This window comes from Siminovitchia jepli, assembly GCF_047228825.1.
Classification (GTDB): domain Bacteria; phylum Bacillota; class Bacilli; order Bacillales; family Bacillaceae_C; genus Siminovitchia.
On the sequence record NZ_JBFEGN010000047.1, the window covers coordinates 15,713 to 31,001 of the forward strand.

The window sequence follows — 15,289 nt, forward strand, 5'->3', positions numbered from 1 at the left end:
AAGTATTTTGCCCAACTGTACAGCATTTACCAAAAGTTTTTGTGCATTCTTATGAGCGTTTTTATCAAACTAAAGGAAACAAACAACGCACTGAAGGTGAGACTCATGCATACGATGTGGAAAGGCAGCATCAGCTTCGGCCTTGTAAATATCCCTGTTAAATTACATGCTGCCACTGAGGATAAAGACATCAAATTTCGTTCTTTGCACGAAAAATGCCATACCCCGATAAAATACGAAAAGATTTGCCCTTCCTGCAAACAGGAGGTGGAAGCGAAAGAGATTGTAAAGGGCTATGAGGTGGCAAAAGGAAAGTTTGTCGTTGTAGAGGAAGATGAATTGAAGGAGTTAAAGGCCGGCAGTGAAGAAAAAGCTGTTGAAATTATTGATTTTATCAAGCTGCAGGAAATAGACCCGATTTATTTTAACAAAAGCTACTATATGTCTCCGGATGGGGGAGGAAAAGCATATGGTCTTTTGAGAAAAGCATTGCTGGAATCCGAAAAAGTGGGGATTGCGAAAATTATGATCCGTTCGAAAGAACAATTGGCGGTTATACGTGTGTTTGAAAATATTTTGTTAATGGAAACAATCCACTATCCGGATGAAGTCAGGAAGGCATCAGAAGTACCGAACATACCAAGTTCCGATCATGTTTCAAAAAAAGAAATTGACACTGCGATCATGCTGATTGATCAATTGACAACAACATTCCGGCCCGATCAATATCGAGACGACTACCGTTTAAAGGTGTTGGAGCTTATTGAGGCGAAGAGAACAGGAAAAGAACTTGTCACCGTAAAAGAAAAAGCTCCTGCAACTGAAATGAATGATTTGATGGCTGCCTTGCAGGCTTCGATCGACCGAACAAAACCGAAAGGGAAAAAACAGCCTGCCAAAAAAAGGAAACCAGCGGCCAAAACAGCGGAAACGAAATGAATGCTTCGGGAAAGTGTCGAAAAAGGATGGAAATGGGCGAAAAAATTCTTCCCCCATTTCTTGCTTTTTTATATTTATTCCTGTATGATGAAGAGGAACAAAAGGATTATTTTATTTAAGTGCCAAATATTGGAGTTCACATTCACATGTTATAATGAATATCTACTCCAAAAAGTGGGTATTCATTATAATATGTGAAGTTTTTATTTACATGGTAAATATTTAGTAACATATTAAAAAATTTTTGGAGGTTTTATCTACATGGCAACAGGTACAGTTAAATGGTTTAACAGCGAAAAAGGATTCGGTTTTATTGAAGTGGAAGGCGGTAACGACGTATTTGTACATTTCAGCGCAATCCAGGAAGATGGATTCAAAACACTGGAAGAAGGCCAACACGTTGAATTTGAAATTGTTGAAGGACAACGCGGACCGCAAGCCGAAAACGTTGTGAAAGCATAAATAAAATAAACGGATCATCCGGCACCCCTCAAAAATACGCAAAGAAATTTGATTTCTTTGCGTATTTTTATTTGTGTTTCAGGGTATTGCAAAATATTAGGCTGCCTCCAGATCCGACGGAGGCACTTCAGTCGCAAGTTGGTATACAGCTTGCTTTTGTTTTTTAAACATTCACGACTCCGCCCGCTAAGCAAGCTTGGATGAGCTTTTCTTTATATTCTTCATCAAATATTTTCGCCAGCCGCTCCGGTGCCGTTAAATATACGACGCCATTCCCCTCGATTTTTGCGGAAAACCCCAACGGAACGGTCCGTTTGATTAATTGGGCGTATAATTCACTTTCTGACAGCTGCCTTTCAAAACGTTTGTTGGCTGCAACTTTAATCAGGGCCAGTGCGCCGGATACATGAGGGGCTGCCATCGAAGTACCGCTTAGGATCGCATATTGCCCGTTTAGATGGGTAGATAAAATTTCCACTCCGGGAGCCACCAAATCAATTTCATCATGGGAGTTTGTAAAATCGGGATAGCGGCGGTCATAGTTAATCGCCCCCACGCAAATGACTTCATTGTAACGCCCCGGGTAGGCATACTCATCGGTTGAATCTTCGCCGTCACCTTCATTGCCGGCTGCACACACAACGAGGACATTTTTCCTGACAGCCTCCCTGATTGCCGCGTGTAATTCGGGATGATCAACCGGCCCTCCCAAAGACATCGAAATGATGTCCACTTTTTGTTCAACCGCATATTGTATACCTTTGATGATCCAGTCATATTGACCCGCGCCGTTTTTGTTGAGCACTTTGCCGATGAGCAAATGGGATTCGGGCGCAACTCCAACAATCCCTTCATTGTTTTCACTTGCCGCAATCGTTCCGGCGACATGAGTGCCGTGGCCATTATAGTCTTGGATGATCTCGGGATGACCGCCATCATCATCCGTAAAATTTCTTCCCCCGATGATCCTGTCCTTTAAATCGGGATGATTGACATCACAGCCTGTGTCCAAAACGGCGATAGTGATGCCTTCTCCCTTTGTTTCTTGCCAAATTTCCGGAGCCTGGATCAATTCAACGCCTTTGGGCACGATATTGACGATTTTTTTCTGTTCCAACATATTGATGGGGATTCCATACATAAAATGACTCATGATTTTGACCTCCTTGAATGTATGATCATTTGCCATTTTCTGAAAATGGTTCACCTGTCTGTAGTGAAATCAAGGGAAAAATCAACTGATTTTATTTGCCGAATGATTGTTGTTTGCATTCTTTTTGAGTTTTCGTATTTCCGAGTGTAAAAATATTCCCCAACCAATCAATCCCATTTGCAGCCAATATTGTTTAAGGATCTTAAGGATGATGAACAGTTGGCCCTTTATAACGGAGTCCGGGATCAGCAGCCCCATTACTGTGGCAGAAACACCAATCCAAGGCAGCCACCAATCATTTCTAACTGCCCACGCTTTAAATTTTTTCACAGCCATCCCTCCCTTCAAGAGGATGGAATCATCACATAGTTGTATGTTTTTTGATCGCCACCATAAACAAGAACGGGTAACGGCATATTCAATTCAAGCAAACGAAGGGAATGGACACGTTCGGCAAATCTTAAGGTGGGAATAAGCCTACCGGAAATGAACGATACACTTTTTCAAAATTGGTTGCCAATCGACCGGGCGCAGTGACAGCGACTTTGCCAAAAAACCAATTTCACAAAAAGGACGGAGATGACTACGGGGCCTGTGCGGATGGATTAAATATGAATATTCATATTGCGCTTTTTCTTTCAGGACATGGCGGATCATCCTTTCATTGGTATTTGTGTTTATTTACCCATTTGGCAAGCTTTGAAACGGTTTTTGAATAAAATGGGGCTTTTGGCACATTTATCCTTTGCTTCCATTATAGGTATTTCAAGAATTTTTCTTGTTTGGAGATCCATAATAATAGGGTCAGGAGGGAATAAAATGACAAAAAAAGGATCGAAAAAAAATAAACCAACCATCGCCCCCGGCATGGATGTTCGTGAAGATTTGAATAAAAATGCCTCCAGGAAAGAAATCAAAAAGGGCGAATATACGAGTGTAACCCATTTATCGTACGATGAAGTCGACCCGAGCTGAAATGAACGGCCATACCGATTCACTTCGGTATGGCCGCAGATTTTAAAGTTCGTCAAACCCGTTTAAATCGCTTGTTTTCGTATATTGGCGGGACTTTTGTTCAAAAAAGTCCGTTTTCGTTCCATCAAAATTATCTACATACGCCCGTATCCATTTCATCGGATTTTCCGTATAGTCCGGGAAAATTTCGCTTAGTCCCAATAACTTCAGCACTTTATTGGCACGATATTGAATATATCCTTCCATTTCAACCAGGTCGATACCGTCAATGCCGCCCAGAACATACCTGCTCCATCTTGTTTCTTGTTCAACCGCGTGAAGAAACTGTTCATATACCCAGCTGCAAAATTCAGCCGTGTTGTATTCAGGATTTTCTGCAAGTACAGCCCGGAATAAATCACCCATAAAACGGCCATGCTGAAGTTCATCCCGGTTAATGTAAGAGATCATCGTTGATGTTCCAACCATTTTTTGGTGTCTGGCAAGGTTGTAAAAAAATGCGAACCCGGAATAGAAAAACAAGCCTTCCAGCAAAGATGAGTACACGATGGCCTTCAATACGCTGTGAATCGAAGGTTCAAACGCAAATTCATTATAAATGTCCATGATCCGTTCATTTCTTTTAATCAATACTTTATCTTTTCTGCCGGTTTCAAATGATTCATTTTGCCGATCAAGCGTTGTTACGGATGAAAGAACATAGGCATAGCTGTGGTTGTGTTCACTTTCCTGATCCGCAATGGTGGCCATAATGGATTTGACGGATGGATCAGTGGAAAAATGGGAAATTCTTGCCGCCAAATCCGTTTGCGGGCCATCCAACGTGGCGAGCAGTCCAATAATTTTTAGAAATGCCTCCTGTTCAGGTTTGGAAAGGGCCGGAAATTGTTTGGCATCCTGTGTCATATCCACTTCGCTGGCCCTCCAAAATAATGATCGGATTTGCTCCCGGTAATCGTAAAAGTAGGGATAGGCAAGATCATTCCAGTTTAATATTCCGCTCGCTTTTCCGCCGAAAAGGGCGGTAGATTTATTCGGATTGACAGGGTTCAAAATCGCTGCTTTTTGTAAAAGTTTAGGCAATGCTTTATAACTCCTTCCGTCCAGTTGTTAACATTGTTTTCCTGGGAGCCTCTTGGGCTTTGTTCTATTTTTAAGGGGTCCAAAGGAGAACGATAAAATTTCGCCAGCTTGTCGGCTGCTTTGCAAAATAATTCATCGCCCCCAAATTGTGTATCTCCTGTACCAAATACATATACGTTTGGCGGTTTCCAACCCAGTTCATATACAAAATCCTTTACAATCCCGGGGGTTGAGCCCTTTCCCCATGTGAAAGATCCTAGGACCACGGCATGAAACATGGAGGGATCCGGGATCGGGGCTTTTCCGATCCGGTACATTTCTGTTTCAAATCCTTCCATATCCAAACGAGTTTGAATCATCTTCGCGGTTTCTTCTGTGTTTCCGCTATAGCTGGCATAGCAAATCAAGACTCGCACCATACACATTCCTCAATGTCGGCTGCTGTTGATCGAACATAATAAGTCGTTTTCAGTCCCGAATCCCAAGCTTGCAGATGAAGGTCTAGCATTACCTGTGCTTTAATGTTGTTTGGGACATATAAATTAAAGGAAATGGACTGATCGACATGGCGCTGCCTTGCGGCATTTTGTTGAATGGACCACCGCTGGTCCACGATGTAGGCCGATTTTCGGTATATGTTGTACGTATGATGGGTTAAATCAGGCGCCACTACAGGCAATTTGTAATCCTTTTTTTCTTCATGGTAAAACGGTTTGAATATGGGATCGATGCTGGCTGTTGAGCCTGCAATAACAGATGTGCTCGAATTGGGTGCAACAGCCATCAAATAGCCGTTTCTTAACCCGAAGGTTCGGGCTTCCGCTGCTATATTTGCCCACTTTTCCGATCTGTCGCCGGCGAGATAGCCCCGTTTACGAAAATATTCTCCTGTTTCCCAATCACTGCCTTCAAAAAGAGGGTAGGGGCCTTTTTCTTTTGCCAGCTCGATGCTCGCCTGAATGGCCAGCCGGGAAATCTTTTCGTATAATTGGTCTGCAAGCTCCACGGCTGCTTTTGACTCCCACTCAATCCCGCTTACAGCCAACAGATGGTGCCAGCCAAACGTTCCCAAGCCGACGGCGCGGTATTTTTGATTGGTGATGGCAGCCTGTTTGACGTCGATCGTGTTTAAATCAATGACGTTGTCCAGCATTCGGATTTGGATGGGAATCAGCCGATCCAATATGTCGTGCGGACCATCTATTTTTTGAACAGCCTTGGCCAGATTAATGGACGAAAGGTTGCAAACGACAAAATCTCCGGGTTTTTTATACGTAACGATCGTGTCCCCATCAACTGTTTCGTCAAACTGGACTGTAGGGGACATATTTTGCATAATTTCTGTACATAAATTACTTGAATAAATCATCCCTGCATGCTTATTCGGATTCATGCGGTTGGCTTCATCCCTGTAAAACATGAACGGCGTTCCTGTTTCAAGCTGGGATTTCATGATTCTGATCATGATTTGAATAGCCGGGACCCGCGTTTTGGACAACGCCTCGTTTTGAATGCATTCTTCGTATTTTTTTCTAAAGGTGCCGGAGCCTTTTTTTTCATCATAAAAATCTTCCAACGAATAGCCCATGATTTGTCTCACTTCATGGGGGTCAAACAAATACCAGTCACCGCGCTGTTCCACTTGCTCCATAAAGAGGTCGGGAATACATACGCCCGTAAAAATATCATGTGCCCGCTGGCGGTCGTCGCCGTTGTTCAGTTTCAGGTCGAGAAAAGAGAGAATATCTGCATGCCACACATCAAGATAGACGGCAACAGCGCCTTTTCTTCTGCCAAGCTGGTCCACGCTGACCGCTGTATTGTTCAACTGCTTAATCCAGGGAAGGACCCCGGATGATGCTCGTTTAAAGCCTTTTATGGAGCTTCCGCGGCTTCTTACTTTGCCCAAATAGACACCAATTCCCCCTCCGTCTTTGGAAAGTCTGGCCACGTCTGTGTTGCTGTTATAAATGCCGATCAGTGAATCTTCCACCGTATCGATAAAACAGCTCGAAAGCTGACCATGTGCAAGTCCGGCATTGGCAAGGGTAGGAGTGGCGACAGTCATATACAAGTTGGACAAAGCCCAATAGCTTTCCTTGACCCATTCTTTCCTTTTTTCTTTTGCTTCGTCTTGCATTACATGCATCGAGATGACCAGCCAGCGTTCCTGCGGAAGTTCGTATACATTTTTTTCATGGTCTGTTGCAAGGTAACGTGTTGCCAATGTATGCAAGCCTATGTAGTCGAACAACAAGTCACGGTCGGGGTCAATGATTTGTGCCAGTTCCCGAATCTCTTCCTCACTGTATTTTTCTAGTAAACCGGTTGAGTAAATCCCCAAATCAGTCAGTTGTTTGATTAATTCATAGAAATCACCGTATTTTTGTTTTTTATCATAGGAGCGGTTGATGCTTGCCTGTTTGTACAAGTTTTCGAGGTATATTTTTGCTGCAGTGTATGTCCATTCCGGGTTGGCTTCGTCCGTATTTTCCAAAGCGGTTTGGATAAGGAGGGCCGTAATGTTCTCTTTATGAAATTCATCTTTTGATTCTATCACCCGGACAACCTTGTCGATGTATGCGGGACAGTTCATGCCAGTGACCCTTTCAATAAAACGGGATAATCTGTTACGGTCAAAAGGCATCTTTTGAGATTCTTTTTCAGCAATGATGGTTGTCATGTTCTCACCTTTTCTTCATTTATTAAAATAAAAATCCGCTCCAGGGAAAGAGCGGATCAAACGATAGGAGAAAAAGTGCATGAAAAATGACGGTTTCCACTATCGTTTCATCTTCTCAATCCCCGAAGAATTGAAACTACTGACAAAAAAGGCAGGTCTCCTGACTCATGCTTCATCCTACTGGGTCACCTTCCCGTTCGAATCGCTCAAACAGTGGTATTGCCGTTCGTACGCATTTACAGTTGCGGGGACAGTTCCGGCTTTTCACCGGATTCCCTTTTAAGCCCTTTTTGGGCACCTTTTTTGTTGTGTCACTATATATTGTGTTTTGTGTAATTTTTACATCTAAATATTGTACCTACTAAAATATAACATGGCCAAAACCAATTGACAAGTAAAAATATCATTTTTCAGGAATCTCGGATCTGATTTTCATTATTAAGCGTTTATACTTCTCGTTTCGACAAAAGCTATTATTTTCCGAAAAACTTCAATCTTAAATTCCTCATAAAGAGCCAGGGGATGGCATTTTTCGACATTCCCCGTCTTTTTTCATATTTCACATCCAAACTGCCCTCCTAAATCGATATCTAAATATCGGAGGGATCTCCGGATAAAATTCACATTCCATTCTCATTCTTCCAGCCACGGCCACTTGCGGATCCTTCTTTTGGTCATATTTCCTTGTTCAGGTATGGTCTGGCTTCCTTTATATTTTAGAAGTACAACTGATCAGTTGTCTGAGCCACTGTCTGTTCACAGTTGTTCTCACCTCCTAAGTTATTGTTCCGTATTACTTAGGAGGTTCTTTTTTGGAGAAAAATTCCTGCTAATTTCCAGAAAAAATGGGAAAATACCCAAATATTGATTAACTTTGAAAACCCTTGTCGCTATAGTGTTTGACATGGATGGTTTAGTTTATTACCGAGATTTCTGATCATTTTTGATTATTTGACAAACATGATTGAAAAGCAACTCCAAAAAAGGTATTCTAGTAATTCGGGGAAGGTGAAACAAGATGGAATTTAACATAATGGAAACGATAAAATATATCATACTGGGGTTGATACAGGGGATTACCGAACCCATACCGGTTTCATCGAGCGGACATTTGGTACTTGCCCAGCACTTTTTGGGAATTTCTACTAAAAAATTAACATTTGAACTACTTGTAAACGCCGGATCTTTAATTGCGGTTTTAATCATTTATCGCCGCGATATTATTCGTCTTGCAACGAACGGTCTTTCCTACATAATACATCGAAATGAAGAGACGAGGGATGATTTTCGCTTCATCATTTATTTAATCATCGCCACTATCCCGGCGGGAGTAATCGGCGTCCTGTTCAATGACGTGATTTCGGAGGCGCTGAAAGGGGTTCGTGTTACCGCAGTTACCTTGTTTGTAACTGGTGCAGCGTTATTTTTAATCAGAAATTTAAGAGGAAGAAAATTGGATGGAGATTTGACACTGAAGGATGCGATTGTGGTCGGCTTTGCACAGGCTGTCGCTCTAATACCAGGCATCAGCCGGTCGGGAGCAACGATTGTCGGTTCGATGGCCATGGGTATGAGGCCGGAGACAGCACTTCGTTTTTCTTTTTTGCTTTACATTCCGGTCAGCTTGGGCGGAACCATACTCAGTATTTCCGATATGGCCAACGACCCCGATCTTGCAACATTGTTCATTCCGTATTTAAGTGCTTTTGTTGTTTCCATAATAGCTTCCTATTGTGCTTTAAAATGGTTTATAAATATTATGGAAAAAGGGAATTTAATTTATTTTAGTATCTATTGTTTTATCGTTGGGACGCTCGTTCTTTTATTTGCTTGATTTTACAGGCTTGCAGGATACTTGCCGAAGCCTGATCGTTTTTATGTAATTATCTGGAAACGATGATGATGGTCTGTTGGTTAATCTCATGCGCTGAGGAATCGAGTATTTTTTCCAAGCTGCTGCTCAGTTTTTGCAGTTCCTCCCTATTATGAACAATGAAGACCGGAACACCGCCGCCAAGGATAAGGTTTTGATTTTGTGTAACAATTGCGGCAATATTTGCCTTTTTGTCTGATTTATCCACTCAAGCCACCCCTACCTGTTTTTTCCCTTGTCTCCTTCACTCGGGAGCCTAATCGCACTATCCAAAACAGGAACATGCTCCAGCACAGTTTTAATTTGTTCAAAATCTTTTTCTTGCGGCATCATGAAAAGTGCAACCCTTCCATCATTCATATCCCGTTTGGACAGCGGGATAATATCAGGTTCTCCCGTATCAAGGTATGCACCGAGGATATTTGCTACATGGTGAATCATCGCCTGCCTTTGTCCAAGGTTTGAAATCGTTACGGCACTATTTTCATTTTTAGGCGTAATAATGGCCCCGACGCCTCTCTCCATAATGAGCTGCCGGCTGGCTTCAAGCCCCACATTCTTTATGTGTATATCTTTGACAAAAAGCTGCGGTCCTTCAAACCGGATTTCCCCCTCAGAAACAGTAGCAATGGCTGCCAGCGTTTTTCCGGTCATATTTTTTTTGACAATAATCAGCATGACAAATCCGCTCAAAATGCCTGCCCAAAACGAGAATACAGCAAAAAGTGTTGTCACAAGACCTGTAAACATGACGAGGTAGTTTCGGCTTTCAAATGCTTGAGCCATCCCCTCAATAAAGGGTGTCCCCCGTTTGACCAATTCACTCGCATCAATATTAGTAAGTGTTTCTCTCTCCATTTTGCGGACCTCGCGAAACTGGGTTGCTGCCAGTCCTAAAAAAGTAACTGCCGTCCAATTGGATTCAAGAACGGAGGGAATGGCAACGGCGCCGATAAAAGAGGCGATAAAACCCATTGACAGATGAATGATCCTCCCTTGCGGATAGGTTGGATATTGCCTAAAATCGGTACGCAGCAAAACAACGCGTGCGATGCATCCAAAAATAATGCCTATAAGAACTGCCAACAAATACCGGTCCATTCCAATACTCCTTTGCAGACAAAAGCTTCCATATATAAAATCATGCCCCCCTCCAAAAAAAATATGAGCTGAAATGTATTATTGGTTCTTATCTTAAATAACTCATTCGCAAATATGATATAATTTTAGCAATGAAAGGCTATCGGAGGTAATGAGTGATGAATGAAGAATTAATAAATGTGCTCCGGACAGTCATCAAAGAAGAAATCGAACCTATTAAAGAGCAAATCGGAAGTTTGGAACAACGATTTGGCGGGATGGAACAACGCTTTGAAAGCGTAGATGACCATATTGATAGTTTAGAGAACGAAATAGAGGGGCGTTTCAACAGCATAGATAAACGCTTTGACAGTGTAGATGAGCGCATTGGCAGCCTGGAACAACGGTTTGACAGTGTAGATGAGCGCATTGGCAGCCTGGAACAACGGTTTGACAGTGTAGACGAGCGCATTGGCAGCCTGGAACAACGGTTTGACAGCGTAGATGAGCGTATTGGCAGCCTGGAACAACGGTTTGACAGCGTAGACGAGCGCATTGGCAGCCTGGAACAACGTTTTGACAGTGTAGACGAGCGCATTGGCAGCCTGGAACAACGGTTTGACAGCGTAGATAAGCGTATTGGCAATTTAGAACAAGGTGTAAAAGAGTTAAAAACCGGGCAAGAACAATTGCAGAAAAATATTGTTCAATACCTGGGAAATTATACCGACCGAATTACCCAACATGTAGACGATCAAAACGCGGCGTTAAACAAACGAGTCTTTGTTTTAGAGACAGAAATACAGCGTTTATCCAGACAGAACTAAATTGATCGGTATTACGTTTGCGAAGAAATCCGCGTATTAAAGGGTTTCTTTTTTTATTTATTGGTATTCATCATAAACTCTAAGAATGAATAGGGGAGGGAGAGAGAGGATATGGCATGATAAGGGAACGATAAACGTTTAATGAATGGATTTTCCTGTTTTACCCCAGATATCGTCCAAATATGGGGGATAGGATCGTTTGAAATTATTAAACTTGTTCGATAAGCTAAATAAGAACACAGCCATTTCCAACATATTTCATCCCCATGCTTCTATACGGAAACATGGACGGCCATCAATGAATCAAAATGTATTCAAAGTGAAACGAAGACTTTAAAGGCAACAAAATGTACATTCCATGCGGCACTCCCATGATTAACATGTAAAAACACCCTCACTCAAACCTCGATTTCCGAACATTGAAAAAAAGCGGATTTGATATCACTCCCAGCACTCTATTTCAAGGAAATCGATTTTAGGTTAATTCGTTTTATCCCAAATGGACTCACTTGGAAATAATAGAGTAAGTTCTGGCCGAAATGGTGGAAATGACATACAGAATAATTGTGCAAACTTCATTAGCCCAAAAATGGAAAATTGTCGAAATTAAGTGCAAAAAGGGGATTAGTCGATGAAAAAGTTAGGAATTTTTTTGGCAGCAGCTGCCCTCATTTTATTATCTGCTTGCGGAGGCGGCGGTGAAAACCTAAAAAGAAAAGGAAATACGGAGATTGATACAATCGTATTTGCTGATGCCGGCTGGGATAGCATCCGTATCCACAACGGCATTGCGCAAAAAATAATCGAGGAAGGCCTTGGTTATAAAACAAAGACAACTGCAGGCTCCACCTCTGCTACCATTCAAGGCCTGCGCCGCGGCGATATTGACGTCTACATGGAATTGTGGACCGATAATGTTAAAGATGTGTATGAAGAGGCTATCGAGTCGGGGGATATCAAACAAGTTTCAATTAACTTCAACGATAATGACCAAGGCTTATACGTTCCTTCTTACGTGATTCACGGTGATAAGGAGCGAGGTATTGAGCCTTTGGCGCCGGATTTAAAAACTGTTGAAGATTTAAAGAAATATCCGGATGTATTCGCGGATCCCGAGGATCCCGGCAGGGGACGCATTATTAATGCACCGAGTGGCTGGGTTGTAGCTGATCATATCGATGCCAAATTTAAAGCATATGGATTGGATGAAACAATGAACAATTTTATGCCTGGATCTGATTCAGCGATCGTTGCATCTTTGGTGGATGCTTATAAAGCCGGAAAAGGCTGGGTCGGTTATTATTGGTCGCCGACCGCCATCACGGCGAAATATGACCTTGTTTTATTGGAAGAGCCTGAATATGAGGAAGAAACATGGGAAAAAACACGGGCTACGAAGTTCCCTCCCAACGATGTCGTTGTGGCAGTCCATAAGGATATGCCCGAACAGGCACAAGATGTTGTGGAGTTTTTAAAACATTATCAAACGAGCAGCGAACTTACTGAAGATGCCTTGAAGTATATGGATGATGAAGGGGCATCAGCGGAAGAAGCGGCAGTCTGGTGGATGAAAGAGCATGAAGATGTATGGACAAAATGGGTTGCAGATGACGTTGCCCAAAAGGTAAAGGACACGCTTTAATTGATCTTTTGAGCAGCTGGCCGCGTCGGCCTGCTGCTTATTTCAAATCTAATATTGTGAGGTAGTTTATGATGGAAGGATTTCCGGATATACAAACACACATGGGAAAGTATGCCGATCAATTCGTATCTTTCCTAGATGTTTCTCTTGAAGGGTTTTTTGATTTTATTTTCTTAGTGGCATCAATGACAATCAATGGAATTCAGGATTTTTTAATTTGGCTCCCCTGGTGGTTATTCATTATCGCAATTTTCTTATTGGGCTGGTATTTCAAATCGATTTTTTCCGGCATCTTGTATGCGGTTTTCATATTCTTGATTGGTACATTTGGATTATGGGAAGATATGATGACCACGATTGCCATTATTATGACAGCGGTGCTTATCTGCTTAATTATTGGCATCCCAATTGGAATTTTCATGTCATATAGCACCGGATTTTCAGCGATCATGCGTCCCATCTTGGATGCGATGCAGACAATGCCCAGCTTCGTTTATTTAATCCCCGCCATCTTCTTCTTTGGATTAGGGAACGTATCTGCCATTTTTGCTACTTTAATATATGCCCTGCCGCCAGTCATTCGATTAACCGAACTTGCCATCCGCGGGGTGGATAAAGAAGTGATCGAATCTGCCCAATCCTTTGGGTCATCCAATTGGCAAATGCTGAGCAAGGTACAGTTGCCGCAGGCATTGCCAACCATTATGGCGGGAGTAAACCAAACGACGATGATGGCTTTGGCGATGGTTGTCATTGCCTCGATGGTGGGAGCACAAGGACTTGGTGAACAGGTGCTTGTTGCGATTAACCGGATAGATATCGCCTTGGGGTTCGAAGCGGGAATCAGCATCGTGTTCTTGGCCATTATTATTGACAGAGTTACAAACGGAGCGGCCGACAAGTTTCAGAAGCATAGGAGGGTGGCTCGATGACAACACAAATTAAACTGGAGCATGTTTCAAAGATTTTTGGACCAAAACCGAAGTCCGTTATACCTTTGATAAAGAAAGGCATGACGAAAGAGCAAATATTGAAAAAAACGGGCCATACAGTCGGCGTTTATGATGCTTCCCTGGAAATCCAGAAAGGCGAAATATTTGTCATTATGGGTTTGTCTGGCAGCGGCAAATCGACACTTATCCGCTGCTTCAACTTGCTAAACAAACCGTCTGACGGCGCCATATATATCGATGGGGTCAATATTGTAAAAGGAAGCAAGTCCGAGTTGAAAAAGGTGAGGCAGGAAAAGATTGCCATGGTGTTTCAGCATTTCGGGCTGTTCAGCCATCGAACCGTTTTAGCAAACGTGGAATATGGTCTGGAAATTCGGAACATGCCCAAAAATAAGCGGCGGGAAATTGCATTAGATAACATTGACATTGTTGGTTTAAAGGGATATGAAGATAAATACCCGGACGAATTGTCAGGGGGGATGCGCCAAAGGGTGGGGTTGGCCAGAGCCCTTGCCAATGACCCGGACATCTTATTGATGGATGAACCTTTCAGTGCGCTTGATCCGCTTATCCGAAGGGAAATGCAGCTGGAACTTCTGGATATTCAAAACCGGCTGCAAAAAACGATCATTTTTATCACGCATGATGTAAATGAAGCTTTTAAGCTGGGGGACCGGGTAGCTGTTATGAAGGACGGCCGCGTTGTGCAGGTTGGTACGCCTGAAGAAATTATCGAACAGCCAGCAAACGACTATATATCCGAGTTCATAAAAGATATTGACCGCTCGAAAGTGCTTCAGGCAGAACATGTCATGATCAAGCCAAACGCCCTCGTTTCCCTGAAAGATGGCTTAAATGTAGCCATTAAGGAAATGAAGGAAAATGGGATATCCAGCGTTTTCGTAGTTGACCGCCAAAGACATATCAAAGGTATTGTAACGATAGACGATGCAGTAAAAGGAATCAAACAAAAAAAAGCGTTGCCCGAAGTCATGCGGGATGATATTATCGTCGTTAAAGAAGATGAATATGTAAGTGATTTAATCCCAAAAGTACTGGAATCCAAATTTCCGCTTGCAGTGGTAGACGAAAAAAACAAATTGTCCGGATTCATTCTTCGTGTCCATGTTTTGTCCGGACTGACATCAGGAAACGGGAACGGGAACGGGAACGGGACAAACGATTAAGCCAAAATGAACGGGGAAACAGCAGCATGTCTGTTTTCCCGTTTTGATTGGTTATGCTGATCCGGATAACAATGCCCGGACTGCCCGATAAATAATAACTATAGCAAATAATACAATAACGATTACGGCGATGACCTGAATGATTGTAATTAAAGGAGCTAATATAGTTAGAGTGGGAACCAAAAGTGTAATGCCCAGTAATGCATAAGCAGCAAGGATGGCGAGCAAAGAAGTAGGCAAGCTCATTTGAGTATACACCTCCTTCGTAACAATGTATGTACAACAATTTCCGTTGGTGCGATTTCAAATGTAATTAAGCTAACAAACTACCACAAATGTTTGTATAAAGGGCAAAGGTTATGTATAGTAAAATAAAATGTAAAGTAAATCCTTTTTCTTTAGCTAAGTTCTAGTTGTATGCAAGATTTACTT

General features: G+C 42.4%; 16 protein-coding genes and 1 riboswitch. Of the genes, 8 read left to right on the top strand and 8 right to left on the bottom strand.

Features of this window, described 5'->3' with window-relative positions:
- Window positions 1-105: 105 nt before the first annotated feature.
- A complete protein-coding gene (gene ku / locus AB1L08_RS14580; RefSeq protein WP_413065397.1) occupies window positions 106-939 on the top strand; it encodes a non-homologous end joining protein Ku in 834 nt (277 codons plus the stop codon).
- A 261-nt stretch (window positions 940-1,200) separates the two neighbouring features.
- A complete protein-coding gene (locus AB1L08_RS14585) occupies window positions 1,201-1,401 on the top strand; it encodes a cold-shock protein (protein ID WP_413065398.1) in 201 nt (66 codons plus the stop codon).
- Between the two features lie 163 nt (window positions 1,402-1,564).
- On the opposite strand, the gene AB1L08_RS14590 is transcribed toward AB1L08_RS14585, so the two are convergent.
- Both AB1L08_RS14590 and AB1L08_RS14595 read right to left on the bottom strand, forming a co-directional pair.
- Entirely contained in the window at window positions 1,565-2,554 is a 990-nt protein-coding gene (locus tag AB1L08_RS14590) for a S8 family peptidase (RefSeq protein WP_413065399.1), read from the bottom strand.
- A gap of 81 nt (window positions 2,555-2,635) precedes the next feature.
- A complete protein-coding gene (locus tag AB1L08_RS14595; protein ID WP_413065400.1) occupies window positions 2,636-2,884 on the bottom strand; it encodes a hypothetical protein in 249 nt (82 codons plus the stop codon).
- 489 nt (window positions 2,885-3,373) lie between these two features.
- On the opposite strand from AB1L08_RS14595, the gene AB1L08_RS14600 reads away from it, so the two are divergent.
- Window positions 3,374-3,529 (top strand): hypothetical protein, encoded by a 156-nt coding sequence (locus AB1L08_RS14600; RefSeq protein ID WP_413065401.1) that lies wholly within the window; start codon window positions 3,374-3,376, stop codon window positions 3,527-3,529.
- A gap of 42 nt (window positions 3,530-3,571) precedes the next feature.
- Here AB1L08_RS14600 and AB1L08_RS14605 read toward each other — a convergent pair whose 3' ends face one another.
- Genes AB1L08_RS14605 through AB1L08_RS14615 form a run of 3 tightly spaced genes read right to left on the bottom strand, consistent with a single transcriptional unit; the run spans window position 3,572 to window position 7,295 of the window.
- Complete coding sequence (locus AB1L08_RS14605) at window positions 3,572-4,612, bottom strand: ribonucleotide-diphosphate reductase subunit beta (protein ID WP_413065402.1); 1,041 nt, start codon at window positions 4,610-4,612, stop codon at window positions 3,572-3,574.
- A complete protein-coding gene (locus AB1L08_RS14610) occupies window positions 4,579-5,031 on the bottom strand; it encodes a flavodoxin (protein ID WP_413065403.1) in 453 nt (150 codons plus the stop codon). Before AB1L08_RS14610 ends, AB1L08_RS14605 begins: the two co-directional genes overlap by 34 nt.
- Window positions 5,016-7,295: a ribonucleoside-diphosphate reductase subunit alpha gene (locus tag AB1L08_RS14615; protein WP_413065404.1), complete on the bottom strand. Its 2,280-nt coding sequence runs from the start codon at window positions 7,293-7,295 to the stop codon at window positions 5,016-5,018. The genes AB1L08_RS14610 and AB1L08_RS14615 overlap by 16 nt, the downstream gene beginning before the upstream one ends.
- Window positions 7,296-7,428: 133 nt before the next feature.
- A riboswitch (cobalamin riboswitch) is annotated at window positions 7,429-7,612 on the bottom strand.
- Between the two features lie 701 nt (window positions 7,613-8,313).
- Between AB1L08_RS14615 and AB1L08_RS14620 the strand changes: the two genes are divergently transcribed.
- Window positions 8,314-9,129 carry an undecaprenyl-diphosphate phosphatase gene (locus AB1L08_RS14620; RefSeq protein ID WP_413065405.1) on the top strand — a complete coding sequence of 272 codons (816 nt, stop codon included), beginning with the start codon at window positions 8,314-8,316 and terminating at the stop codon, window positions 9,127-9,129.
- Between the two features lie 49 nt (window positions 9,130-9,178).
- On the opposite strand, the gene AB1L08_RS14625 is transcribed toward AB1L08_RS14620, so the two are convergent.
- Together AB1L08_RS14625 and AB1L08_RS14630 are read right to left on the bottom strand one after the other, a co-directional pair.
- Complete coding sequence (locus AB1L08_RS14625; protein ID WP_413065406.1) at window positions 9,179-9,376, bottom strand: capping complex subunit for YIEGIA; 198 nt, start codon at window positions 9,374-9,376, stop codon at window positions 9,179-9,181.
- An 11-nt stretch (window positions 9,377-9,387) separates the two neighbouring features.
- Entirely contained in the window at window positions 9,388-10,269 is an 882-nt protein-coding gene (locus tag AB1L08_RS14630; RefSeq protein ID WP_413065407.1) for a YIEGIA family protein, read from the bottom strand.
- Window positions 10,270-10,427: 158 nt separating this feature from the next.
- Here AB1L08_RS14630 and AB1L08_RS14635 point away from each other — a divergent pair, with 158 nt between their 5' ends.
- The 4 genes from AB1L08_RS14635 (at window position 10,428) to AB1L08_RS14650 (ending at window position 14,857) form a co-directional block, all read left to right on the top strand.
- A complete protein-coding gene (locus AB1L08_RS14635) occupies window positions 10,428-11,075 on the top strand; it encodes a tropomyosin (RefSeq protein ID WP_413065408.1) in 648 nt (215 codons plus the stop codon).
- A gap of 631 nt (window positions 11,076-11,706) precedes the next feature.
- A complete protein-coding gene (locus AB1L08_RS14640) occupies window positions 11,707-12,717 on the top strand; it encodes an ABC transporter substrate-binding protein (protein WP_413065409.1) in 1,011 nt (336 codons plus the stop codon).
- Window positions 12,718-12,788: 71 nt separating this feature from the next.
- The gene (locus AB1L08_RS14645) at window positions 12,789-13,649 is read left to right on the top strand and encodes an ABC transporter permease (protein ID WP_489686528.1); all 861 of its coding nucleotides are present in this window, start codon (window positions 12,789-12,791) and stop codon (window positions 13,647-13,649) included.
- Window positions 13,646-14,857 (top strand): quaternary amine ABC transporter ATP-binding protein, encoded by a 1,212-nt coding sequence (locus tag AB1L08_RS14650; protein ID WP_413065410.1) that lies wholly within the window; start codon window positions 13,646-13,648, stop codon window positions 14,855-14,857. The genes AB1L08_RS14645 and AB1L08_RS14650 overlap by 4 nt, the downstream gene beginning before the upstream one ends.
- A gap of 51 nt (window positions 14,858-14,908) precedes the next feature.
- On the opposite strand, the gene AB1L08_RS14655 is transcribed toward AB1L08_RS14650, so the two are convergent.
- Window positions 14,909-15,103, bottom strand: coding sequence for a hypothetical protein (locus AB1L08_RS14655; protein ID WP_413065411.1), 195 nt, complete (start codon window positions 15,101-15,103; stop codon window positions 14,909-14,911).
- Window positions 15,104-15,289: the final 186 nt, after the last annotated feature.